The sequence below is a fragment of the Lentzea sp. DG1S-22 genome, from assembly GCF_036321065.1.
GTDB lineage: Bacteria > Actinomycetota > Actinomycetes > Mycobacteriales > Pseudonocardiaceae > Lentzea > Lentzea jiangxiensis.
On sequence record NZ_CP143276.1, the window covers coordinates 169,947 to 193,120 of the forward strand.

24 protein-coding genes and 1 pseudogene are annotated in these 23,174 nt (G+C 71.1%); 14 read left to right on the top strand and 11 right to left on the bottom strand.

Annotated elements, in window-relative coordinates; all coding sequences use genetic code 11:
* The first annotated feature begins 19 nt into the window (after positions 1-19).
* Both V1227_RS00845 and V1227_RS00850 read left to right on the top strand, forming a co-directional pair.
* Complete coding sequence (locus tag V1227_RS00845; protein WP_329790466.1) at positions 20-835, top strand: SDR family NAD(P)-dependent oxidoreductase; 816 nt, start codon at positions 20-22, stop codon at positions 833-835.
* Between the two features lie 15 nt (positions 836-850).
* Entirely contained in the window at positions 851-2,020 is a 1,170-nt protein-coding gene (locus V1227_RS00850; protein ID WP_329790467.1) for a hypothetical protein, read from the top strand.
* Here the strand turns inward: V1227_RS00850 and V1227_RS00855 are convergent.
* Together V1227_RS00855 and V1227_RS00860 are read right to left on the bottom strand one after the other, a co-directional pair.
* Positions 1,998-2,861 (bottom strand): AraC family transcriptional regulator, encoded by an 864-nt coding sequence (locus tag V1227_RS00855; RefSeq protein WP_329790468.1) that lies wholly within the window; start codon positions 2,859-2,861, stop codon positions 1,998-2,000. The genes V1227_RS00850 and V1227_RS00855 overlap by 23 nt on opposite strands.
* A 29-nt stretch (positions 2,862-2,890) precedes the next feature.
* A complete protein-coding gene (locus V1227_RS00860) occupies positions 2,891-3,559 on the bottom strand; it encodes a nitroreductase family protein (RefSeq protein ID WP_329790469.1) in 669 nt (222 codons plus the stop codon).
* 72 nt (positions 3,560-3,631) lie between these two features.
* Between V1227_RS00860 and V1227_RS00865 the strand changes: the two genes are divergently transcribed.
* From V1227_RS00865 to V1227_RS00890, 6 genes are all read left to right on the top strand, one after another.
* Positions 3,632-4,534, top strand: a complete 903-nt coding sequence (locus V1227_RS00865; RefSeq protein WP_329790470.1) for a LysR family transcriptional regulator — start codon at positions 3,632-3,634, stop codon at positions 4,532-4,534.
* Positions 4,535-4,740: 206 nt separating this feature from the next.
* Positions 4,741-6,054: a LuxR C-terminal-related transcriptional regulator gene (locus tag V1227_RS00870; RefSeq protein WP_329790471.1), complete on the top strand. Its 1,314-nt coding sequence runs from the start codon at positions 4,741-4,743 to the stop codon at positions 6,052-6,054.
* Entirely contained in the window at positions 6,051-7,238 is a 1,188-nt protein-coding gene (locus V1227_RS00875) for a response regulator transcription factor (protein ID WP_329790472.1), read from the top strand. The genes V1227_RS00870 and V1227_RS00875 overlap by 4 nt, the downstream gene beginning before the upstream one ends.
* Before the next feature lie 85 nt (positions 7,239-7,323).
* Entirely contained in the window at positions 7,324-8,082 is a 759-nt protein-coding gene (locus V1227_RS00880) for a thaumatin family protein (RefSeq protein WP_329790473.1), read from the top strand.
* 20 nt (positions 8,083-8,102) lie between these two features.
* A complete protein-coding gene (locus V1227_RS00885; RefSeq protein WP_329790474.1) occupies positions 8,103-8,480 on the top strand; it encodes a cysteine/serine endopeptidase inhibitor in 378 nt (125 codons plus the stop codon).
* A 35-nt stretch (positions 8,481-8,515) separates the two neighbouring features.
* A complete protein-coding gene (locus tag V1227_RS00890; RefSeq protein WP_329790475.1) occupies positions 8,516-8,980 on the top strand; it encodes a CAP domain-containing protein in 465 nt (154 codons plus the stop codon).
* Between the two features lie 77 nt (positions 8,981-9,057).
* On the opposite strand, the gene V1227_RS00895 is transcribed toward V1227_RS00890, so the two are convergent.
* Positions 9,058-10,530 carry an FAD-dependent oxidoreductase gene (locus V1227_RS00895; RefSeq protein WP_329790476.1) on the bottom strand — a complete coding sequence of 491 codons (1,473 nt, stop codon included), beginning with the start codon at positions 10,528-10,530 and terminating at the stop codon, positions 9,058-9,060.
* A gap of 79 nt (positions 10,531-10,609) precedes the next feature.
* On the opposite strand from V1227_RS00895, the gene V1227_RS00900 reads away from it, so the two are divergent.
* From V1227_RS00900 to V1227_RS00910, 3 genes are all read left to right on the top strand, one after another.
* Positions 10,610-11,872 carry an NAD(P)/FAD-dependent oxidoreductase gene (locus V1227_RS00900; protein WP_329790477.1) on the top strand — a complete coding sequence of 421 codons (1,263 nt, stop codon included), beginning with the start codon at positions 10,610-10,612 and terminating at the stop codon, positions 11,870-11,872.
* A gap of 30 nt (positions 11,873-11,902) precedes the next feature.
* Positions 11,903-12,805 (top strand): SRPBCC family protein, encoded by a 903-nt coding sequence (locus tag V1227_RS00905; RefSeq protein WP_329790478.1) that lies wholly within the window; start codon positions 11,903-11,905, stop codon positions 12,803-12,805.
* Positions 12,806-12,935: 130 nt separating this feature from the next.
* Positions 12,936-13,760, top strand: a complete 825-nt coding sequence (locus V1227_RS00910; protein WP_090103641.1) for an extensin family protein — start codon at positions 12,936-12,938, stop codon at positions 13,758-13,760.
* 389 nt (positions 13,761-14,149) lie between these two features.
* On the opposite strand, the gene V1227_RS00915 is transcribed toward V1227_RS00910, so the two are convergent.
* From V1227_RS00915 to V1227_RS00925, 3 genes are all read right to left on the bottom strand, one after another.
* Positions 14,150-14,662 carry an ATP-binding protein gene (locus V1227_RS00915; RefSeq protein ID WP_329790479.1) on the bottom strand — a complete coding sequence of 171 codons (513 nt, stop codon included), beginning with the start codon at positions 14,660-14,662 and terminating at the stop codon, positions 14,150-14,152.
* 718 nt (positions 14,663-15,380) lie between these two features.
* Entirely contained in the window at positions 15,381-16,661 is a 1,281-nt protein-coding gene (locus V1227_RS00920) for a HAMP domain-containing sensor histidine kinase (protein WP_329790480.1), read from the bottom strand.
* Positions 16,658-17,323 (bottom strand): response regulator transcription factor, encoded by a 666-nt coding sequence (locus V1227_RS00925; RefSeq protein WP_329790481.1) that lies wholly within the window; start codon positions 17,321-17,323, stop codon positions 16,658-16,660. Before V1227_RS00925 ends, V1227_RS00920 begins: the two co-directional genes overlap by 4 nt.
* Before the next feature lie 25 nt (positions 17,324-17,348).
* Between V1227_RS00925 and V1227_RS00930 the strand changes: the two genes are divergently transcribed.
* Positions 17,349-17,900 carry a hypothetical protein gene (locus tag V1227_RS00930; protein WP_329790482.1) on the top strand — a complete coding sequence of 184 codons (552 nt, stop codon included), beginning with the start codon at positions 17,349-17,351 and terminating at the stop codon, positions 17,898-17,900.
* A 103-nt stretch (positions 17,901-18,003) separates the two neighbouring features.
* On the opposite strand, the gene V1227_RS00935 is transcribed toward V1227_RS00930, so the two are convergent.
* Both V1227_RS00935 and V1227_RS00940 read right to left on the bottom strand, forming a co-directional pair.
* Positions 18,004-19,209, bottom strand: a complete 1,206-nt coding sequence (locus V1227_RS00935; RefSeq protein WP_329790483.1) for a glycoside hydrolase family 88 protein — start codon at positions 19,207-19,209, stop codon at positions 18,004-18,006.
* Between the two features lie 297 nt (positions 19,210-19,506).
* Positions 19,507-20,490 (bottom strand): alkaline phosphatase family protein, encoded by a 984-nt coding sequence (locus V1227_RS00940; RefSeq protein ID WP_329790484.1) that lies wholly within the window; start codon positions 20,488-20,490, stop codon positions 19,507-19,509.
* A 109-nt stretch (positions 20,491-20,599) separates the two neighbouring features.
* On the opposite strand from V1227_RS00940, the gene V1227_RS00945 reads away from it, so the two are divergent.
* On the top strand, positions 20,600-21,484 hold the full coding sequence (locus V1227_RS00945; RefSeq protein ID WP_329790485.1) for a Ppx/GppA phosphatase family protein: 885 nt from the start codon (positions 20,600-20,602) through the stop codon (positions 21,482-21,484).
* Positions 21,485-21,491: 7 nt separating this feature from the next.
* Here the strand turns inward: V1227_RS00945 and V1227_RS00950 are convergent, their stop codons facing one another.
* The 3 genes and pseudogenes from V1227_RS00950 to V1227_RS00955 form a co-directional block, all read right to left on the bottom strand.
* Entirely contained in the window at positions 21,492-21,842 is a 351-nt protein-coding gene (locus V1227_RS00950; protein WP_329790486.1) for an STAS domain-containing protein, read from the bottom strand.
* A 333-nt stretch (positions 21,843-22,175) separates the two neighbouring features.
* Positions 22,176-22,279, bottom strand: a pseudogene (locus V1227_RS40495) (DUF6480 family protein); the annotation flags it as partial.
* Between the two features lie 21 nt (positions 22,280-22,300).
* Complete coding sequence (locus V1227_RS00955) at positions 22,301-22,687, bottom strand: ATP-binding protein (protein ID WP_442916436.1); 387 nt, start codon at positions 22,685-22,687, stop codon at positions 22,301-22,303.
* A 126-nt stretch (positions 22,688-22,813) separates the two neighbouring features.
* Here V1227_RS00955 and V1227_RS00960 point away from each other — a divergent pair, with 126 nt between their 5' ends.
* On the top strand, positions 22,814-23,161 hold the full coding sequence (locus V1227_RS00960) for an STAS domain-containing protein (RefSeq protein ID WP_329790488.1): 348 nt from the start codon (positions 22,814-22,816) through the stop codon (positions 23,159-23,161).
* Positions 23,162-23,174: the final 13 nt, after the last annotated feature.

Sequence of the window (23,174 nt, forward strand, 5' to 3'; positions counted from 1 at the left end):
CCCGACGACAGGAGCAGACATGGTCCGCAGGATCTCAGGGCGTCCGGCGGTGATCACCGGGGCGGCCTCGGGGATCGGCCGCAGCCTCGCGCGGCGGTTGTCCCGCAACGGTTGTCCGGTGGCCATCGCCGACGTCGACGAGGTCGAGCTGGAGAAGACCGCGGCCTCGCTCACCGGCCCGGTCCTCACGCGGGTGCTCGACGTGCGCGACGCGGGTGACGTCCGCGAGTTCGCGCGGGAGGTCCGGGACTGGCTGGACCTCCCGCTGGCCGCGGTGTTCAACAACGCGGGCGTCGCCACCTCGACGAGCGTGCTGGACTCCGTGCCGGAGGACGACACCTGGCTGTTCGACATCAACTACTGGGGAGTCGTGCACGGCACGCGGGCGTTCCTGCCGCAGCTCGTGGAGCAGAACCACGGCGTCGTCGTGAACACCTCCAGCGTGTTCGGGCTCGTCGGCATGCCGAACCAGAGCGCCTACTGCGCCGCGAAGTTCGCCGTCCGCGGCTTCACCGACTCGCTGCGCCAGGAGCTGCGCGGCACGGGCGTCTCCGCCGTCACCGTGCACCCCGGCGGCATCAAGACCAACATCATCCGCAACGCGCGCGTCTACAGCGAGCTCGACGTGCGCGGCCGGTCGCGGGAGCAGATGGCGGCGGACTTCGACAAGATGGCCCTGACGACCCCGGACAAGGCGGCCGAGATCATCCACCGCGGTGTCGAGAAGGGGAAGTCGCGGGTGCTGGTCGGGCCGGACGCCTACGTGTTCGACGCGCTCGCCCGCATCATGCCGACCCACTACTTCAGCGTGATGGCGAAGCTCTACGACCGCTGAGGGATGATCTCCGGCATGGTTTCGGAGGACGTCCTGCTGCGGCGGACCGAGCAGTGGTTCGTGCGGCAGGGCGCGCCGACCATGATCGAGGGCTACGGCTTCCGGTCGCACGTGCTGCCGCGGATGACGCCCGCGCTGACGTTCGTCGCCGTCGGCAGCCTCGCGTGGCTGGTGCTGCAGCAGTCCTCCGGGCTGTCGCGGTGGCTGCTGCTCGGGCTGATCGTCGCGACGACGGTGTCGGCGTGGGTCCTGCTGTCGCTGTTCGTGCGGCGGATGCCGAGCTTCTCGCCGCGCACGACGGTGCTGGTGCTGGTCGCGTACGCGGTGATCCCGGTGGTCACGCCGCTGGTGCAGTCCGCGATCGACATCAAGTTCACCGCGCCGGACGGCGACCGCGGGACCGACTCGGTGTGGGTCGCGCTGGTGTGGTTCGTCGTCGTGTTCGGGTTCGCGTTCGTGGCGACGATGCTCGCCACCACCTACGGGCTCGGGGCGTTGCTCAAAGCCGCGATCCGGCACGTGATCGCCGACCTGCGCAACAGCGTGCACCTGCTCGGGCGGGCGTTGCCGCCGATGCTGTTCGTGACGCTGTTCCTGTTCTTCACCGGTGAGCTGTGGCAGGCGATGAACCAGCTGCGCTGGCCCCGCGTCAGCCTCGTCGTGCTGCTGTTCGCCGCGATCACCGTGCTGGCGGCCGCGGCCCGGCTGCGCGACGAGATCGGCCGGGTGGAGCAGGACCTGCGGCCGGAGGTCCTGCGGGTCGCCTGCGAGGGCACGCCGCTGTCCGGCGTCGACATCGCCGCACCGCTGCCGCCCAGGCGGTTGACCGGCCGGCAGCTGCGCAACCTGCTGGTGATGCTCGCGATCCGCCAGCTCGTGCAGGCCGCCGTCGTCGGGCTCGCGCTGTTCGCGTTCTTCGTGCTGCTGGGGCTGATCGTCGTCACGCCGGAGATCGCCGAGCAGTGGATCGGGTCGCCGCCCGCCCTCTCGTGGCTCGGGGTGCCGCAGGCGATGCTGCGCAACGCCACGCTGTTCGCGGCGTTCGGCAGCATGTACTTCTCGGTGATCTCGATGAGCGACGCCGAGCACCGGCGCCAGTTCTTCGCCCCGGTGCTCGAGAAGGTCGAGCGGACGCTGGAGGTCCGCGCGGTCTACCTGGACGTCAGGGAGCGGGCTGCGGCCTGAGGCGGGCGTCGCGGCTCGGCGGCGTGCCGAACCGGCGGCGGTACTCGCGGCTGAACTGCGACGGGCTGTCGTAGCCGACGCGGTGGCTCACGCTCGTCACGTCCCGGTTCGTCGCCAGCAGCAACCTGGCCTCCTGCAAGCGGATCTGCTTCTGGAACTGGATCGGGCTCATGCCCGTGACGGCCTGGAAGTTGCGGTAGAACGCCGACTCGCTCATGCCCGCGATCCGCGCGACGTTCCCGACCTGGAACGACTCGGCGAAGTTCTCGCGGATCCACGTGACGGCCCGGGAGATGTGGCTGAGGCTGCTGTCCTGCGAGCCGAGCTGGCGCACCGCCGCGCCCTGCTCGCCGGTCATCACCCGCCAGAGGATCTCCTGCTTGACGAGCGGGGCCAGCGCCCGCGCGTCGCGGGGCTGCTCCAGCAGGCGCGCGAGCCTCGTCACGGCGTCGAGGAGCTCGGGGCTCGCGTCGCTGACGGCCAGGCCCTCCGGGGTGCCGGTGGGTGCCGGGAGGTCCTGGGACAGCAGGAGGTGGGCGACCTCGCCGGGCCGCAGGACCAGACCGAGGCCGAGCGCGGGTTCCGACGGGCTGATGTCCACGTAGCCGCCGGTGATCGGCAGGTCGACCGAGGCGACCAGGTACTGACCGGCCCGGTAGTCGTAGACGCGGTCGCCCGACACGATGCGTTTGCGGCCTTGAGCGATGAACGCGAGGATCGTGCCGGTCATCGACGGCGCGGGCGGCCCGGCGACCGCGGTCTTCGAGACCAGCACGTCCGGGATCGACGTGGTCAGGTCGGGCCTGGCGTGCTTGGCGAGCAACGCTCGCAGTTCGTCCACGCACCCGATGCTCCTCGCCGGCGGGATGATCAGGCAAGCCCGCCCGCGAACGTGAGCGCCTCGCCGAGCGGTTTGCGGCGCAGGTCCGGGACCTCGCAGTCGTCGGCCGGGTAGCCGACCGGGAAGAGGATGTACGGCCGCTCGCCCTCCCGGCCCAGCAGGTCGCTGAGGAACGTCATCGGGTTCGGTGTGTGCGTCAGCGTCGCCAGGCCCATGGTGTGCAGCGCGGCGATGAAGAAGCCGCAGGCGATGCCGACGCTTTCGTTCGTGTAGTAGGTCTTCTTGCCGTCCTGCTGCTTCTGCGCGAACGCGACCACCAGCCACGGGGCGACTTCGAGGAACTCCTTGGTCGCGTCGGTCTCCAGGCGGGCCAGGGCCGCGTGCCAGTCGGGGATCTCGCGCTTGTGGTAGAAGCGGCGTTCTTCCTCCTCGGCCGCCGAACGGATGCGGTGCTTGAGGCCGGGGTCCCGCGTGGCGACGAACCGCCACGGCTGCTGGTGCGCTCCGCTCGGGGCGGTGTTCGCGGCTCGCACGGCGAGTTCGACCGCTTCCGCCGGCACGGGGTCGGGCGAGAACCAGCGCACGGACCGCCGTTCGTCCAGCAGGCGGAGGAACGCGCGGCCGCGGCCGAGTCCTTCGCCGATCGGCACTCGCGGCGGGGTGTACGGGCGGAACGGGTGGCGGTGCGGTCGGGTCACGACTGGGACAGTGCCGGTAGTGCGACTGTTTTGGCCAGCTCAAGTTCCTGAACCCAGCTATAAGCTCCGCTCATGAATTTGCCGAACGTGACGGTGCGGCAGCTGGAATACCTGATCGCGGTGGCGGAAACGGGGTCGATGACCGGCGCCGCCGCCCGGTGCCACGTCACGCAAGGTGCGATCTCGCTGGCGTTGAGCGAACTGGAACGCGCGCTCGACCTGCGGCTCGTCATCCGGTCACCCCGGCGCGGTGCCGCACTGACGGCGGCGGGCGCGCGGGTGCTCGCGGACGCCCGCCGCGTGGTCGGTGCGATGGGTGACCTCGGCGTCGAGGCGCGCGGGCTCAGCCAGAAGATCAGCGGCGTGCTCACGGTCGGCTGCTACACGCCGATCGCGCCGTTCCACCTGCCCGCCTCGATCGCCACGTTCGAGCGCGCGCACCCGGAGGTGTCGGTCCGGTTCGTCGAGGGGAGCCTGCCGGAGATCGGGGAGGACGTGGTGTCCGGGCGGTGCGAGATCGCGTTCCTCTACGACCAGGACCTGGTGCCGGGCATCACGACCCGGACGCTGTACGACCAGCCCCCGAAGGTGCTCCTGCCCGCGGACCACCGGCTGCGCCGCCGTCGTGCGGTGGCGCTGCGAGAGCTGGCCGAGGATCCGTTCGTGCTGCTCGACGTTCCGCCGAGCGAGCGCTACTTCCGCTCGGTGTTCGCGGCAGCCGGGGTGGAGATGGTCGTGACGCACCGGGCGCGCGGCTTCGAGCTCGCGCGGTCGCTGGTGGCGCGGGGGATCGGTTACTCGATCACCGTGCAGCAGCCCGCGCTGGGCCGGTCGTACGAGGGGCTGGAGGTGGTCGCCGTGCCGTTGCGCGACGAGGTGCCCACGACGCCCGTGGTGCTGGGCTGGGCGAACGGGCCGTTGACGCGCCGCGCGCAAGCGTTCGCCGACCACTGCGCCGCGTTGTTCGCTCAGTAGGATCTTGGCCCGGACATCCCTCGAATGCTCTTCCCGGCCCGGTTCGCCCAGCGGTGAAAAGGCGCGAACTCGCGGTTCACGCGCGGTGTGTTCTTCGGTAAGGTCCAGACCATGTGATCGTCCATATGAGACGGTCTCGGCCGCCGCGTATCAATTGGTGACAGTGATTCTGGTGTGATCCGAGCAGGAAGGACACCGCCGGAGTGATGAACTGCGACACGGTCGACGAGGTTCGCCGCGCGCGAACCGACTTGATCCGCAACGGACGCTGGACCGAGGCCGATCGGCTCGTCGAGGCCGCCGTGGCCCGCGCACTCGACTCGGGGGCGGCGTCGGCCGAGCCCGATGTGAGCGCTCTCATCTACGTGCCCGGTCGCCTCGCCGAGCGGAGACCCGGAGCCGGGCGGGCGCTCGCGTTCCGAGCCGTGCAGGCGGCCAACCGCGGTACCGGCCGGGCCGGCGCCACCGGGGCCGCGCTGCGGGTGCTGGACTCGGAGGAACCGCTGGACGCCGGTACCTTCTGGCAGGCGCTGCTGGTCCTGACCCACGCGGACGAGATCGGTCAGGCGCACCGGCACTGGGCGAGCGCCACCGGCGTGCGCGGTGACGTCCACGCGTTGCTCGGTGGCCGGATCCTGCTGCGGCGCGGCGATCCCCGTGCGGCGGTCCGGCTGGTGGAAAGCGCTCCCACCGGCGACGCCCGGCTGCGGGTCGTCGCGGTGGCGTGGCTCGTCCTGGCGCTGACCGAGGCCGGTGATCCCGGCAGGGCGCGTGCCGTGCTGGAGGCCGAGCGCCTGGCCGGCGCACCGGCCGGGCACCCGGACGACGCCGAGCTGCACTTCGCGCGCGGACGGCTGCTGCTGGCCGAGGAGCGGCACGCGCCGGCGTTGGACGAGTTCCTCGAATGCGGGCGTCTGCTCGAGTCCCGGGGTGTCGTCAACCCGGCGGTGCTGCCCTGGAGGTCCTCGGCCGCGCTGGCCGCCGCCGGCTCCGGAGACCTCGTGCTCGCTCGGATCTGCGCCGACAAGGACCTGGTCGCGGCGCGGCGGTGGGGCGGGCCGCGGGCGATCGGGCTCGGCCTGCACGCCTCCGCGCTGGCGCGGGGCGGTGACGACGTGCTGCTCGAAGAGGCGATCACGTACCTGGGGCGGTCCTCGACGGCGGGAGAGGCGTTGCGGGCGCGGCACGACCTGGCGCAGCTCCTGCTCGCCCGAGGCGAGGTCGAGCGTGCCAGGAAGCACACGCGGTGCCTGCGCGAGGCGACCGCTTCCTGTCCTCAGTGGACAGAAGCGGTGAAGGCGCTGGAGCACCGGCTGCTGCGCCAGGACGGCGAGTCCGCGCTGAGCGGTCAGGAACGCAGGGTCGCCCTGCTGGCCAGGGCGGGCCGGTCGAACCGCGAGATCGCCGCCGAGCTGGACCTGACGGTGCGCACCGTCGAGTTCCACCTCACCGCCGTCTACCGCAAGATGGGGGTCGCGGGAAGGCCGGGGCTGCGCCGGGCGTTCGTCCCGACGGCGTGAGCGGGCCCGTCGTGGACTGGTCGGCTGATCCGGGCCACGAGTGCTCCGCGGCCGTCGCCGCCGGGCTGCTCGCGGCGGGGGAGCACTGGGCGGACGCGGTCGAGGCGGCCGAACGGGCGCTGGCGCGTGCTGTCTGCCGTGAGACGGCGTTGTGCGTCTCACGGGCGTTGGCGACGCTGGTCTGCGCCGGTGAGCTGGTCGCCGCCGACGCGCACAGCCTCGCCCTGGTCGAGGCGAGTCCCACCGGTCCGGTGGCGGAGCAGGCGTTGCTCGCGCGGGCCTGCGTCGCCCGCCGCACCGGTGACCTCGCGAGGTGCTCTTCCCTGCTGGAGTCGTTGCGGCGCAGCGGTGAGGAGATCCGTCCCGTCGTGCTGGCGTGGACGGCGGAGCTGCTGGTCGTCCGCGGCGATCCCGGCGGCGCCCGAGCCGTGCTGCGGGGCCGCGAGGCCGGCCATCCGCTGCTGACCGAGGCCGAGGCGGTGGTGGCCCTGGCTTCAGGACGCCCTCGCGACGCCCTGGAGGGCTTTCTCGCGTGCGGCCGGGCGCTGGCCGAGGCCGGGGTCGTCAACCCGGCCGTGGTGCCGTGGCGGTACCGGGCTTCGCGCGCCGCCCTGGCGTGCGGTGACACCGAGAACGCCCTGCGCCTCGCGGTGGAGGAGCACACGGCCGCGGCGCGGTGGGGCGAGCCCAGGACGCTCGGCCTGAGCCTCGCGGCGGTCGCGGCGGCGAGCCCACCCCGCGGCGAAGACCTGATGACCTGGGAACGGTCCGTGCGCCTGCTGGAAATGGCGCACGCCAGGACGGAGCTCGCGGAGGTGCTGTGCGAGTACGGGGACCGCCTTGTCGCGCACGGCAAGCAGGTGGCGGCACGAGAGGTTTACGCACAGGCCCGTGCCACGGCACCTGACGCCGTTCTTGTGCGACGTGCTGAGGAGGCCCTGGACGCCGTGGCCGCGTCGCTCGGCGCCGAACCGGTGCTGACCCCCGTCGAGGCCGAGGTCGCCCGGCTGGCGCGCACGGGCCTGAACAACAGGGGGATCGCGTCGGAGCTCGCGTTGTCGACGCGGACCGTCGAGCTCCACCTGACGAGGGTGTACCGCAAGCTCGGGCTTTCGGGGCGCCGGGAGCTGCAGGTCATCAGGTGGTGCCCCACATCTCCCGGAAACCTTGCGGACCCACCGTGAAGCGCCGGACGGCCGCGCCGGGTGATCGTGGACCCCTGACGACACCCGGCGCACCCGCGCCGGTCTCGCAGGAGGGAGCTCCCGGATGCTCACGCGATTGCTCGGCCGCCGGGCCACGGCGCTGTTCGCCCTCACCTTCGCGCTCGCCGGTGTCAGCGCACCGGTGGCGAACGCGGCGATCGACCACACGGTCACCTTCGTCAACAGGACCGGCCAGACGATCTGGATCGGTGCCACCGTCAACGCGGACGGCTCGCGCGGCCTGACCGGACTGCCCACGCTGGCCCACGGCCAGTCCGCGACCATCACGATCCCGGAGACGGCCTCGCCCGGTCACTGGCGCGGCAAGTTCTTCGCCCGGCAGGGCTGCACCGGCACCTCCGGCGTGAACTTCCGGTGCGCCGTGGGCGACTGCGGCGTCCACGCCGACCGCTGCGTCCTCGGCGACCAGCCGGCCAGCCTCGCGGAGTTCAACTTCGACTCCCGCGACCGCCTGGCCCCCTGGTACAACGTCAGCTACGTCAACGCGTTCTCCGCACCGGTCACGATCACCCCGGTCAACGCGGTCGTACCACCGGGTTCCACGTCGTGCGGCACCGCCGGGTGCACCGAGAACCTGCTGCCGCTGTGCAACCCCGCGTACGTCAAGTACGGCGCCAACGGGCAGCGCGTCAACTGCGTCAACCCGAACCGCGACGCGCCGACCGACTACAGCACCACCATCAAGTCCCGTTGCCCCAAGGCCTACGCCTGGTCCAAACAGGACACCGAGCCGGGCAACCAGACCGTGTTCCAGTGCGGTGACTGCACCGGTTTCACCGTCACGTTCCACTCCGTCGCCTGAAGGCACCAGAAAGGAGAGCCATGAGGTCCAAGGTGTTCGGCGCCCTCGCGTCGGCCGCGGTTCTGTCGTTCGTCTTCACCGGCACCGCCTCCGCCGTCAGCGGCACCGCCAGCTACTACAACGACGCCGGCTACGGCGCCTGCGGCACGCAGATCAACGCGGCCACCGAGATGCTGGTCGCCGCCCCCGCCGCGCTGTGGACGAGCCCCAACCCGAACAACGACCCGCTGTGCCGCAAGTCCATCCGCGTGACGCACAACGGCCGCACGATCACCGTGCCCATCAAGGACAAGTGCCCCAGCTGCCCCAGCAACAAGATCGACCTCAGCCAGCCCGCGTTCGCCTCGCTGGCCAACACCTCGCTCGGCATCATCTCCGTGACCTGGGAGATCGTCTGAGCTTCCCGCCCTTCCCGGCCGCTAAAGGAACAACGATGTTTCGCACCTCCCTGACGGCCGCCGTGATCGCGACCGCGGCCGCAGTACTGACACCCCCTGCCACAGCAGCCACCGTGCAGGAGGACGTCATCGCCCGCACGAACGCCGAACGGGCCAAGGCAGGCTGCCCGGCCCTGCGCCAGAACGCGGCGCTGGGCACCGCGGCACAACGCCACTCCGACGACATGGCGGCCCGCAACTTCACGGGTCACACCGGTTCCGACGGCAGCACGGTCGTCGTCAGGATCGAACGGGCCGGCTACACCCGCTGGACCAGGGCCGCCGAGAACGTCGCGGCGGGCCAGCAGACCGCGGCCGACGTGGTGCGGTCGTGGATGAACAGCGCCGGGCACCGCGCCAACATCCTCAACTGCGCCTTGAAGGACATCGGCGTCGGGTACAGGTACCGGCAGGGCACCACCTACGGGCACTACTGGACGCAGGACTTCGGCACCCGCTGAGCCTTCGGCGGGCGGCTGACAACGTTGTCAGCCGCCCGCCGTTCACGGCGTGCCGACGCCCGCGCCGAAGAGCCGGCCTACCTCGGGTCGCGCTTCGGGAGGGGCCGGGTCGCCGGTCCCTCCAGCACGGAACCGTCGACGTCGAACCGCGAGCCGTGGCACGGGCAGTCCCAGCTGCGTTCGGCGGCGTTGAACCGCACCAGGCAGCCGAGGTGGGTGCAGCGCATCGACACGCCGTGCAGCTTGCCGTCGTCGTCGCGGTAGACGCCCATCTTGCCCAGGCCGTCGCGGACCACGTGGGCGTGGCCGGGCGGCAGGTCCTCGCTCGAGGTGGCGTCGGCGGGGGTGACCCTGTCGCCGATCATCTCCGCCGCGACCTCGGCGTTCTTCCTCACGAGGGTCGGCAGCGACTTGAGCGACAGCCGGTGCGGGCTGAAGCGCTCGGCCAGCTCGTTCGGCTTGTCCGTCACGAGGTCCGCCAGCAGGGTCGCCGCGAACGTGCCGCTGGTCAGGCCCCACTTCATGTAGCCGGTCGCGGTGAACAGCGTGGTGTTGCCGGGCGTGTAGCTGCCGATCATCGGCAGGTGGTCGTAGGCCGTCGGGTCCTGCGCCGACCAGCGGTGCGTGATCTCCTGCACCTGCCAGTGCTCGCGGGCGAAGTCCTCGAGCCGCCGGAACGGCTCCACCACGGGCTTGCCGGTCGAGTGGCTCTGGCCCGCGATGATCACCTTGTCCTCGTGCGCGGAGATCGACCAGGACGGGCTGCCCGTGCTGATCGCGAGCGCCTCCGGGGGGCTGCTCACGCGGGCCGCGATGCAGTAGGCGCGGGTGAGCTCCATGCGGGCGAAGTAGAGGCCGCGGTCGAGCGTCGGGTAGTGCGTCGCGATCACGATCTTGTCCGCGGTGACGGCGCCGTCCGCCGTGCAGACGCGGTTGCCGCTGACGTCGAGCACGCGGCTGTGTTCGAAGATCCGGCTCCCGTCGCCGTCGACCTCCTCGGCGAGGCCCTGCAGGTACTTCACCGGGTGCAGCTTGAGCTGGTCGTCCAGCCGCACCGCCGCGTGCACCTCGAACGGCAGGTCGACGTCCGTGGTGCCGCGCACCGGCAGGCCCACCTGGCGTGCGGCGATCAGCTCGTGGTCGACGTCGCGCATCTCGGACTCGGTGTAGGCGTAGGTCACGGCGGGTGAGCGGCGCAGGTCGCAGTCGATGTCCCTGGCCAGCTCCGCGACCTGGGCGACGGCGGCGAGCGAGGCGGTGGCGTAGTCGGTCGCGGCGGCGAGGCCGTGCCTGGAGCGGATCTGCGAGTACACAGTGGACTGCAGGGCGGTCACCTTGGCGGTGTTGTTGCCGGACACCCCCGACGCCACCCGGCCCGCCTCCAGCACGGCGACGCTCAGGCCGCGCCGCTTGAGCAGCAGCGCGGTGGTGAGGCCGGTGATGCCGCCGCCGACCACGGCGACGTCGAAGGCGTGCTCGCCGGTCAGCGGCGGACGGGTCTCCGGCGAGAGCGCGGCGAGCCAGAGCGACTGGTCAGCGGTGGTGGTCATGAGCAGGTGGTACCCGGATGGAGGAGCCCTATGCGGCGTCGTCCGGATACCTCGCCCCGGAAGCGGGTATGCGACCCCCATGAGCAAGCACCGCGTAGTCGTTGTCGGAGGCGGGTTCGGTGGGCTGGGCGTCGTGCGCGGGCTGAAGCGCGCGGACGCCGAGGTCACGCTGATCGACCGCACGAACCACCACCTGTTCCAGCCGCTGCTCTACCAGGTGGCGACCGCCCTGCTGCCCGCGGGCGACATCGCCCCGGCGTTCCGCGCGATCCTGCGCAAGCAGCGCAACGCCCACGTCCTGCTGGGCGAGGTGACCGGCTTCGACACCGCCGCGCGGCGCGTCCACGTCGACCTGCCCGACGGGCGGTCGAGCACCGTCGAGTACGACACGCTGGTCGTGGCCGCGGGCTCGCAGGACAGCTACTTCGGCCACGACGAGTGGGCCGAGTCCGCGCCGCCCATGAAGACCCTCGAACAGGCCGTCGACCTGCGCTCGAAGCTGCTCCGCGCGTTCGAGACGGCGGTGTCGGCGGACGACCCGAAGCAGTGGCTGTCTTTCGCGGTCGTCGGTGCCGGACCGACCGGCGTCGAGCTGGCGGGCCAGCTCGCGGACCTCGCGCGCCGGGCGTTGAAGGGCCAGTTCCGCGGGATCGACCCGCGCGACATCCGGATCACGCTGATGGACGCCGTGCCGCACGTGTTGCCGCCGTTCTCCCCGCCGCTGCGCGACCACGCCCGGCTGAAGCTGGAGCGCATGGGCGTGACGGTCATGACCGGCGCCATGGTCGCGTCCATCGACGACCGGGGCCTCACGACCAAGGACGGCGACCGGGTCGAGGCGCGGACGATCATCTGGGCGGCCGGCGTGCAGGCCTCGCCGCTCGCGCGCAAGCTCGCCGAGGCGACCGGGGCCGAGGTCGACCGCCGGGGCCGCATCAAGGTCAACCCCGTCGACTGCTCCGTCACGGACGAGATCTTCGCGATCGGCGACATGGTCAACCTGAACGACCTGCCCGGCATCGCCGAGCCCGCGCTGCAGGAGGGCCACCACGTCGCCCGCGTGATCAAGGCGCGGCTGCAGGGACGCCGGCACAAGCCGTTCCGCTACCTCGACCTCGGCACGATGGCCACGATTTCGCCCGGTGACGCCGTCGCGGACATCAAGAAGGTGCGGCTCAAGGGTCTGATCGGCAAGGCGGCGTGGGCGGGCGTGCACATCGCGTTCCTCGTCGGGTGGCGCAACCGGGCCGCTGTGCTCGCGCAGTGGGGCTGGAACCTGCTCACCGGCCGCCGCGCGCAGCCGATCATCCTCGAGCCGATGAAGGCCGTGGAACGCACCTGAGGCAGGTTTGGCCAGGGGTAACCGACCGGCGTGAACACGCAGCTGCTGGGCATCTACCTCAACGACCACCTGGCCGCGATGACGGCGGGCACCGAGCTCGGCCGCCGCGTCAGCCGCACCCACCCCGAGCTGCGCGTGCTCGCCGACGACATCGAGGCCGACCGCGAGGAGCTGCTCGACTTCATGCGCGAGGTCGGCGTCGAGTCGCGCCCGCACAAGGCGGCGATCGGCTGGCTGAGCGAGAAGGCCGGCAGGCTCAAGCTCAACGGCAAGGTGCTCGGCCGCTCACCGCTCAGCGACGTCCTCGAGCTGGAGGGCCTGCGGATCGGCATCGAGGGCAAGACCGCTCTGTGGCGGACGCTGCGCAAGCTGAAGAGCTTCGACGACGACCGCCTGGAGCGGCTGTCGGCGCGGGCCGCGAGCCAGGCGGAGCTCGTCGACCAGTACCGGCTGCGCCACGCGCCGCAGGCGTTCAACGCGCCCTCGACGTCCGGTGTGGACGTCGAGCGCACGTTCACGGTCGCGTCCTCGCCCGAGGGAGTGGTCGAGTACCTGCGCGACTTCGCCCGCGCCGAGCAGTGGGATCCGGGCACCGTGTCGTGCACGCGCCTCGACGACGGCCCGGTCGAGGTCGGCGCGCGCTGGCGCAACGTCTCGACGTTCCTCGGCCGCAAGACGGAGCTGGTCTACGAGCTGACCCGCGACGAGCCGAACGGCCTGCAGTTCGTCGGGCGCAACGACACGGCCACCGCCACCGACGACATCACGATCACGGCCGGCGCCACCCCCGGCACCACCAGGATCGCCTACCACGCGCACCTGGAGTTCACCGGAGTGGCGAAGATCGGCGCCCCGGTCGCGAAGATCGCGCTCGAGAAACTGGGCAGCGAGACCGAGAAGAGCTTGATCCGCGTGCTCGGCGACGTGCGGTAAAGGCTGAGGAAAACCGCAGGTCAGACGCGATTCCGCGGCGCGGAGGCGATCCCTAGACTCCCTCGGGCCGGTTGGTGAGACAGGTCCTTCCCCCTGCCCCCGCCGGCTTGGACGCAGAGGGAGTACTGGGGTGTTCGAGAACAACGTCACCAGACGCGGCTTCGTCACGGGTGCGGCGGCGGTCGCCGGTCTCGCCGGCCTGTCCACCATCGCTCCGGGCCTGGCGAGCGCCGCCCCCGAGACCAACGACCAGCACCGCGAGTCCGAGTTCACGCCCGAGGTCGGCGCTCTCGCGATGATGACGTTCCAGAAGATCGACGGCACGCCCGTCTACTACTGGCGTTCCAACCGCGGCAACACGACCGCGCGCAACTGGCAGGCCACCGACGCGTTCTACAACGCGCTGGTCGCCTGGATCCGCGACCTGCGCTCGCTCTCGTCGAGCTACGGCTCGATCAGCTACATCGTCTCCGCGGGCTTCTACGTCAACAAGGCGGGCCAGCACGGCGCAGGCACCGCGATGGACCTCGACCACGTGCGCTGGTCCGGCGGCAACACCATCTCGCCGCTCGACCAGGCCCACGCGTCCGGCACCGCCTCGGTCCGCAAGCGCTACCTCGCGACGGAAGCCGTGTGCCGCCGCCGGTTCCGCTACGTGCTCGACGGCTGGTACAACGCCGACCACGCCGACCACATCCACGCCGACTTCGGCGGCATGCCGGTCCGCGCGGTCAAGGACTCCGAGTCCGACACCAAGTTCGTGCAGGCCGTCTGCAACAACTTCCGCGCGTCCGGCCTCGCCATCGACGGCATCTGGGGGCCCGCGACGACGAGCGCGTTCAACGGCCTCAAGTCGGCGCTGGGCGTGACCGGCGACCCGCACACCAGCTCGTCGGTGTGGCAGGGGATGCTGTCGAAGATCGCGACGAAGGGTTTCGCGAACCAGAACATCTGAGTTCGCCGGGAAGCGGCGAGGCCGGAGCCCATGCCTCCTGGGCTCCGGCCTCGCCGTGCCGGTGCGGCACCCGGACCCGTGGTGACAGGGCCGGTCCGGCCGTGGCCGGCGTGCTGGTCATCGCGGGACACACGTTTCCGAATGTGCGGGGACAGTTCGGTCGGCGTGGCACGAAACCGCCTCGGAAAGGCTGATGGCGAACTGTCCGCCAACCAGAGCAACATTTGTTCGGGTGATGGAAAACCGGCCCGTGAACGGCCGAGCCGGTCGGTGGTGAACCAGTTGTTCAGGGGTTCCGGAACAAACAGGTCGAGCGTGCATCCATGAGAGCGCGCTCACGACAAAGGCGCACCCACTCGGTGGATGCGCCTTCCTGGAACCCGGAGGGGTCAGCGGGGGCCTCCGCCGCCCATCGAGCCGCCGAGGCCGAACAGGATGCGCTGGATGAGCTCGGGATCGACGTCCGGCTCGTCGCCCAGCGCCTCGGCGGCGGGGGAACGGCGCTTCTCCCGCCGGGGAAGAGGCACCGCCGTGGCGTTCACGCCCGTCGGCAGCGGGAGCTCGCACCAGATCAGCTTGACGCCGCCGGCGAGCTGCAGTTCGCCGGTGCGCAGGTCGGGCGCGGTCGGCGGCATGGTGAACCGCGCCGCCTCGAGCTCGACGACGAGGTACTCGCCGGTCAGCCTGAGGCGCAGCGTGATCAGCCGCGACGTCTTGGGGTCTGCTGACTCGACAGCGGCTTCGACCAGCGCGCAGGCGACGGCCGAGCACTCCGCGGTCATGTTCCTGAGCCGCCACTCACCAAGTGTGAAGCGCACGAACAGATCCGCGCAGTTCACCGCGGTGGGCAGCGCGATGAGTGTCAGGTCGTCGACCTGGGCGGTCTGGGCGTTCGCCTGCATCCTGCCTCCGTTTCGCGTGCGGCGCGCGAGCCGCGACCAGTCACCCGAATGGCCGTCGCGGTGAGCGGGAATCTACATGGGTATACGCGGGAAGCAATGGCCCGGTTGACTCACCCGTCAAAAGTCACGTCCGGGTCACGCCGGGAGGGCCCGACGCTAACTGTGAGTATAGCGCCGGGTGCATGCCGTGATCATTTCGGGTCGGCTCCACCCGCGGGCGAACTGGTGGCGGGGTGTCCACGCCGTCGTCCGCAGGGACGGCGGCCGTCGCTCGTGGGTGTCGTTCCGTCGTGTGCGCTCGTGCCTGTCGACGAGGTCATGCCCGTGCGTCGCAAAGGGGGCGATGGCAGCGTGCGGCGGACTTTCTTGAATTTACTTGACCAAGGCAAGGCATCGCGACTTAAATATATTTAAGGCGGATTAATCGTCTGAACGGTGGATTGGCGGCGATCCGCGGTCGGCTAACTTCATGCCAGATCGCACAGACCCCCTTGAATACGCCGGTCCCGCGCCGGGCGCCGAGAGCCCCGGCTGATCCACCTCGTTCCACCGGTGTGGGAAAGGCAAGCGCGCACCGCTCATCGGGTTCCTCCCTCCTGCTCGGAACCCGGTGGTGCGGCAGCGGTGCCGCGCGGCCGGCCGGTGCCCGCCGGCGGCTCCGGACCCGTCCCACGGTCCGGACGCCGCCGGCGGTGTTCTTCCCGCCCCGCCTCGGGCCCTAGATCCTCCGGAGCCTCAATTGCACGCGTGCACCGCCCAGCGGACCGCGGTCGACGTGGAGAGACCCTCCCGTGCGTTCCGCGGCCCGGCGGGCGATGTCGAGCCCCAGACCGGTGGAACCGCCACCGCTGGCGCCGCGGCGGACCGCCCGTTCGGAGTCCGCGATGCCCGGCCCGGCGTCCTCGACCACCAGCGCCACCAGGTCGGCCTGGTGCACCAGCGCCACGGCGAACCGCGTGCCCTCCGGCGTGTAGCGGAAGACGTTGCCCAGCAACGCGTCCAGCGCGGCCGCGAGGTCGTTGCGGCCCAGCGGCACGGGAGCGGGCCGGTCGGCGCCGCGCACGGTCCACGGCCGTTCCTGGTCGTCGGCGAGCGCGGACCAGAACACCAGCCGGTCGCGGACGACGGCCGACGCGTCCGTGCCGCCGTCGTCGGCCTGCAAGCCGGAGCGGGCGGCTTTGATGATCTCGTCCACCTCCCTCTCGAGGCCCTGGACGGCCTCCCGGACGCGGTCCGCCCCCGGCCCCTGCCCGAGGGTGTCCGCGTCCAGGAGAAGGGCTGTGAGAGGCGTTCGCAGCCGGTGCGAGAGATCGGCGACCACCTCGCGTTCGGCGGCGAGCAGCAGCCGGACGCGCTCCGCCATGGCGTTGAAGGCCTTCCCCGCCTCGGCGACCTCGGGCGGCCCCTTGACCGGAACGCGCGCGGAGAGGTCCCCCTGTCCCATTCTCCGCGCGCCTTCCGCCAGTGCCCGCGTCGCCTTCACGGCGCGGGCCCCCAGCCTGTCGGCGACCAGCACCGACCCGGCGACCAGCCCGACGGCGACGCCCGCCAGCACCCACCACGTCCCGACGACGCCGCGGGTGAGCTGCTCGTGCGGCACGAACGCCTCGACGATCGCGAGGCCGTTCGAGCTGGTCGCCAGCGGTTGCAGGTAGGCGACGCCGTCGGGCCGTTCGACCGTCGACGCCGTCGCGAGCTTCTGCGCCTCCTCCAGGTCCTCCGCCGTGATGTGGGAGGTGCCGTAGGTGCCCGCGGGAGCGCTGAGGTGCACGGCGAGCCGTTGCTGCCCGCCGTAGCGGGTGCTCCTGATCGCCTGGCGGATCTCCTGCGGCTTGCGGGTGATCAGCAGGGCGGGCGTCAGCGCGTTCGCCTGCTTCTCGGCCTCGTTGAGCGCGCGGTTGTACGCGGAGCTCTTGACCACGATCGCGAGCGGGATCAGGAAGGCCAGCGCCACCATGCTGGTCGCCGCGAGAGCGACCAGCACGAGTGACCGCCTCACCGCGGCGCGACCAGACGCACGCCGACCCCGCGCACCGTGTGCAGGTAGCGCGGCTGCGCGGCCCGTTCACCGAGCTTGCGGCGCAACCACGACAGGTGCACGTCGAGCGTCTGGTCGTCGCGGTGGGACGGCCACAGGCTCGCGAGGATCTCGGCGCGCGGCACCACCTCGCCCTGCCGTGCCGCGAGGAACGACAGCAGCTCGAACTCCTTGTGCGTCAGGGAGAGCTCGGTGCCGTCCACGGCGGCCCTGCGCAGGGTGACGTCGATCTCGAGCCCGCCGATCACGAGCTGCTTGCTGTCGCGGGCCCTGCGCAGCACGGCCTGCAGCCGTGCCCCCAGGTGCTCGCTGGAGAACGGTTTGACGAGGTAGTCGTCCGCGCCGGCGTTGAGCAGCCGGACGATCTCGCCCTCGTCGTCGCGCGCGGTCGCGATGACCACCGGCGTGTTCGTGACGCCCCGGATCATCCGCAGCGCGTCCCCGCCGTCGAGGTCGGGGAGCCCCAGGTCGAGCACCACGACGTCGTAGTCGTGGGCGGTGACTTCGCGCAAGGCCTCGATCGCGAGCGCCACACCGTGCACGATGTGCCCCTGGCCGGTGAGAGCGCGCACGACCGCCGCCCGCACCACCGGGTCGTCTTCGACCAGCAGTACTGATGCCATGAGCCGCTACAGGAGGATTGCCGCAGTGAGACGGTCCGTCGGATACCTGGTCGCCTGGGCAGTGGTGACCGCGGTCGCCGTCGGCCTGTCCTGGTTCGGCATCCGATCGGTGATGGAACCCGCGCCGGTCGCCGTCGTCGACCCCACGCCGGGCTCGGCGGTGCTCCCGATGCCGACCATCACCTCGCTGGCGGTCCCGGTGCCCGAACCGGGCCCCTCCGCCGGTGTACCGCCCGTCACGCCCACGTCCACCAGGCCTCCTGCAGTCAGCTCGTCCGTTCCGGTTCCTCCCCGTACTACGGATGCGCGCCCCACCCCGGCTCAACTCCCCGAGGGGGAGTGGCAGGCGGACGGTTCCTACGTGCACGCGTTCCACCTGCGGGGCGGGGACGTCGTGGTGCGGTACCGGCCGTCCGGGGTGGAGGCGCTGTCCGCCACGCCCGCGGACGGGTGGTCGGTGGCGGTCGAGCAGCCAGGAGGACCTCTGGTGGTGAACTTCCGGACTGCTTCGGGGAGGTTGTCGCGGTTGGAGGCTACGTGGAACGACGGGCCCAGGGCGAAGGTGGTTGAGCAGTAGGGGACTTCGGGAGCGGGGCGTCCGACGGTGCGTTGTGGACCCGCTCCGCGACCGGGCGGCTGCTCGGACCCGGGGCCCGCACAGCCGCCCGGCCGGACACGGCCTACAGGCCGATGGCCTTCGAGATCCGCGCGGGCTCGAGCACCCGCAGGATCGCCTCGAACAGGTAGTAGTCGCCGTACGGCAGCGAGACCTCCACGCCGTCCTCGGCCGGCCGGTTGCGGGTGCCGCGCGCCATGACCGCCTCCGCGCGCGCCGACCGGGTGGTGAGGCAGGTGGTCACCAGGCCGTCGAGGATCTTCAGCGCCCGGTCGCGGTAGCGGTCGGTGCCGGTGGCCTTGGCTAGGTCGAGCAGGCCGCACGCCATGATCGCGCCCGCCGAGGAGTCCTTGACGTCGTTGGCGCCCAACGGGGAGCGGTAGTCCCACACCGGCACGTGGTCCGGGGTGAGGACGGACAGGGCGTAGTCGGCCATCCTGCGGGCGGTGTCGCGGAACTCGTGCAGGCCCGTGCGGCGGTACATGGTCGTGAAGCCGTAGATGCCCCACGCCTGGCCACGTGACCAGCAGGAGGCCGGGCTGTAGCCCTGGACGGTGCCCGGGCCGATCGGTGCGCCGGTGTCCGGGTCGAAGTCGAACACGTGCGGGGTCGAGCCGTCGGCGCGCAGGAAGTGGGTCCGGGTGGTCCTGGCGTGGGCGATCGCGATGTTGAGGAACCTGCGGTCACCGGTCTGCTCGGTCGCGAACGCGAGCAGGTCCAGGTTCATCATCGTGTCGACGATGACGCGGCCCGCGTTGCCCGGCGTGCCGAGGCGGCCCCAGGCGCGGATGAACTTCCCGGTGGCGTTCCAGCGCTGGGTCAGCGTGGCGGCGGCGTCGATCGCGCCGTCACGCCACTTCGTGTCGCCGGTGAGGCGGTACGCGGTGACCCAGGACGGGTAGAAGAGGAAGCCGAGGTCGTGGTCGCGGGGGTCGAGCCGGCGCGGTGCCAGCCGGTCGTTCGCGGCCTCGGCCAGCGCCCGGAACCGCGCGTCGCCGCTGCAGAGGTGCGCGAGCCACAGGGTGCCCGGCCAGAAGCCGCCGACCCAGCCGCCGTCGGCGACGTAGGTCCACTTCTCGAACCGGGTGATCTCCGGGAACGACGTGATGCCCGGCGCCACGGTCGTCAGCCTGGCCAGGCCGTGGTCGAGGGCTTCGCGGAGCCGGGCGGGTGCGGCGGCGGCTTCCCCCGCGCCGAGGGCGACCCCTGCTCCGGTGAGCAGGGGAGTGGCCGCCGCTGATGCCAGAAGGGTGCGTCGAGACAGATTCACGAGACCGTCCAGTCCCTTTCTTCGTCTTGCGCCCGGCGACACCCTGCCAGAGGGGATCAAGGTCTGTAAAGGTGCTTCGAAAATTGGGTCGAAGAGCTGGTGTCAGGCCGCTGAACAGCGTAAAGCCCGGTTCTCGTACATGAACTCGCACGATTCCGACGTTGTAAAAGTCATTGTTCACGGTGATGAACAAATGCGCGGATCGGGACGGCGTCGAGAGGGTGCGGCGTCAAGCCGTGGTCCCGGTCGGCAGCACCGGCTATCACCGCGGAGTGCGGATTTTCGGTCCGCACGCGCTTACTGCCCGGCGTTCCAGACGGCGAACGGCACATCGATCTCGTCGCGGCTCAGGCCACCGTGCCCGTACTTAGCCGAGGGGTCCGCGACGGGGAACCGCGGGGACGCCGCCACCGCGACGACCGGGCCCGCCTCCGGCTGCGGCAGACCGAGGTCCGTGGCGTGGTGCACCGTCGCCGCGTCACCCAGAGTCGTTGCCACGCGGTCGAAAACGGCCTCCAGCCGGTCCTGCCTCGGGTAGAGCCACCGCAGGCGGCCCGCACCGCCGGAGGGGATCACGCACTCCTCGCGCACGATCGCGTCCCAGGCCTCGACCAGCTCCGGGTCGGGGTCGACGGCCACCATGCCGTGGTCGGAGTGCGCCACGACGGTCCAACCCTGTGCCGCCCAACGGGAAGCGTGCGCGTCCAGGCGCAGCATCGCCTCGTGCACCGATTCGTCGTAACCGTTGCGGTGCACGTGGTCGTCGATGTTGACGTACGTCCAGAGGAACCTGGCGTCCGGCAGCGCCTTGTCGAGGTCGGCCACGACGTTCGCGACGAGCAGGGGCGGGTCCTCGGCCTGCGCGGTGAGTTTGTGCCGAGGGGGCGCGGGTACCCGTGTGCACCCTCGTAGGAGGGCCTGCGCCCACGTCCCTTCCATCAGGTCGAGCTCGCGGGCCAGAACGGTCGCGCCGTGCCGCTCGAGCACGGTCGGCAGGTGCGGGACGGCGGGTGTGCCGTTGATGGCGTGCACGAGCCCGGATCCGTTGCGGTACACCGTTCCCGGCACCCGGTGGACGTCGGCGGGAACGCCGGTGAGAGCGGTCAGCAGGGCCGTCGCGGACGTGGAGGGCACGGTGGAGGAGAGCGTGGAGACGGAGGCGGACAACCACGACTGCTTGGCCACGTCGGAGGAGAGGCCGTCCACCGCTACGACGATCAGCCCTCGATCCGCCTCGCCGAGGGCGCGTTCGAGCCGGGAAGGTACCTCCGCCAGTGACATCGGGTGACTGTAACGCATCTCATCGGGTCAACATTCGCTGTTCGGGGGCGAAGTTCCGGAGAATGGCCGCCGATGCGGTAAAGAAGTCCTGGTGAAGAGGAGGTGGCGGATGCCGGTCGGAGTCCTGGACGTCGGGTGCTTCAGCGCGCACCTGGTCGTCGTGGAACGAGACCTGATGCGTCCGCTGGTGTCCCACAAGGTGCGGCTGCGGCTCGACCGGGAGCTCGATGAGAGCGGTGCCATCACCAGGGCCGGCGTCGACTCGCTGTGCGCCGCGGTGCTCGCGGCCCGCAAGAAGGCGGGTGAGGTCCGCTTCCTGCCGTTCGCCACGTCGTCGGTGCGGGACAGCTCGAACGCCGACGAGGTGATGCGCAAGGTCGCGCGCCGCACCGGCGTCGAGCTGAAGGTGTTGTCCGGCAAGGAAGAAGCTCGCCTGTCCTACACCGCCGCCCGCCACTGGTTCGGCTGGAGCGCGGGCCCGATGATCGTGCTGGACGTCGGCGGCGGCACCGTGGAGCTCGCCACCGGGTCCGGGGCCGAACCGGAGCGCGCGGTCTCCTTGCCTTTGGGAGCAAGGACTTTGACGCGCACCGGCCTGACCGTGGAGGAGATGAGGTCCGAGGTGCGGGACCGCCTCTCGACCGCGTTCCCGTGGGACGAGAACGCTCGCGCGGTCGGGTGCTCGAAGGTGTTCGAGCAGCTGGCGCGGCTCGCCGGAGCGCGGAGCGACGTCTACGCACCGCGTCAGCTGCGGCTCAAGGACCTGGAGAAGTGGATCCCGCGTCTCGCGAAGCTGTCGGTGCGCGAACGTGCGGCGCTGCCGGGGATTTCCCGTCACCGGGCCCGGCAGTCGCTGGCGGGCGCGGTGGTCGCGGAGGCGTTGATGAAGGTCTCGGGTCACGACGTCGTGGACATCTCGCCCTGGTCCACCAAGGAAGGTCTGCTCCTGGACCTGGTGGAGCGGGCTCGCGGCGGGCGTTCGTCCGCCGCCTGAAAGCGGCTCAGGCCGCGCTGAACGCCGTCACGGCGTCGTCGACGTCGGCGAAGAGGAGCAGGATCTTGTCCACGGCCGTCATCTGCAGCGGCCGCAACACGACCTTGCTGTCGCTGACGACGCCGAACTTGATGCCGAGCTCGTCGGCCTGGGCCTGTGCCTCGACCAGCGCGCGGATTCCCTCGGAGCCGAAGAAGCGGACTTCCCTGAGGTCGACGACCAGCGCGGGCGGCTTGCGGTCGAGCAACGCGGTGAGCCTGCTGGTCACCGGTGCCGAGGACATCATGTCGATCTCACCCGCCAGGGCGATGATCGGAATGGACTGGACATAGGTGGTTCGGTGTCGAAGTTCGTTCATGAGAAGACTCCCGTCCGAAGCGACCGTACGCGCCTTCGTGCGGCGATCACAACCCGAGGCGGTTTCGCCGGGTGCGAGCCGCACGAACGGGAAATCCCGTGGTGGACGAGGAAATCTTGGCACGCCTCCATGCTTTCGCAGGGCGGAGGTGGAGGCGTGGGACGGACACGCCGTTTCGCGGCGAGCCCGGCGCGGACGGACGCGGTCTGGACCAGCAGCAACACTTCGTGAGCAGCATCGCCGCCACGGGCGCGGCCGGCAGCGGGATGAGACCGATCGCGACGGCGGCGGTGCTCCTCCCGGTCGGCGTTCGCTCCCGACGGGACAGTCGGACGTCGTCCGCCCGGAGTCCGGTGGCGCGTCACCCGGTTGCACGCCGCCACCCGGTTCGAGACCGGGGTGCGCTGCGGGTCGGGATCAGGCGGCAGGGCGGTCATGCGGGCTCAGGTGCCCCGTTTTCAGCCCTCCAGTTGCGACCAGACGATTTTTCCCGTGCCGCGGGGTGTCGTGCCCCAGCGAACGCTCAGGGCCTGCACGAGCTGCATACCGCGCCCGCGCGCGCTGTTCGGGTCCACCGGTCTGAGCTGAGGCAGCTTCGGCGACTGGTCGTGCACCTCGATCAGCATCCCGGCGGCCCGCTTGCAGATCGTGAGTGTGAGCGGCGCCTCACCGTGGTCGATGCCGTTCGACACGAGCTCCGTGACGACGAGCTGCGCGTCGTCCGCGAGGTCGTCGGGCAGCCCCCACGAGGCCGCCACCTCGCGCACCAGCCGGCGTGCACGGGCGCACGACCCTCCCTCGGCGGTCAGGGTCGCCCGCACCTCGGCCAGTGGGTCGTTCAGCACAGGGCGCATCGTCGCACATCCGGCGGCCCGTCCGGATCTTTCAGCCCCCCGGTGGTCGCGTGCTCGGACGTCGTACTGCACGATTTGGGTCGCACGAGTCGGGCGTGGCGGGAAGGAACGGCGACGATGGAGCTCAACGTCGGCAGCGAGGTCCAGCGGGGGTGGCGTGTGCTCGCCGTCGCCGGTGAGCTGGACATCGACACCGTGCCCGTGCTGTCGGCGCGGCTGGATGCGGATGTGACCGGGTCCCACGCCGTGCTCGACCTGGCCGGCCTCGCGTTCATGGACTCGACCGGGCTGGCGCTCGTGCTGGACTGGCACCGGCGGTTGGCCGAGCAGGGAGGGCAGCTGCGGATCGCCGCCGCTCAAGGGCCGGTTCGGCGGTTGTTCGAGCTGGCTGACGTCGCTCAGGTGCTGAGCTTGCACGCTTCGGTGGACGAGGCCGTCCAGGAGGCTGTGGACTCGGCTCGCTGAATCGGCCGTGGTC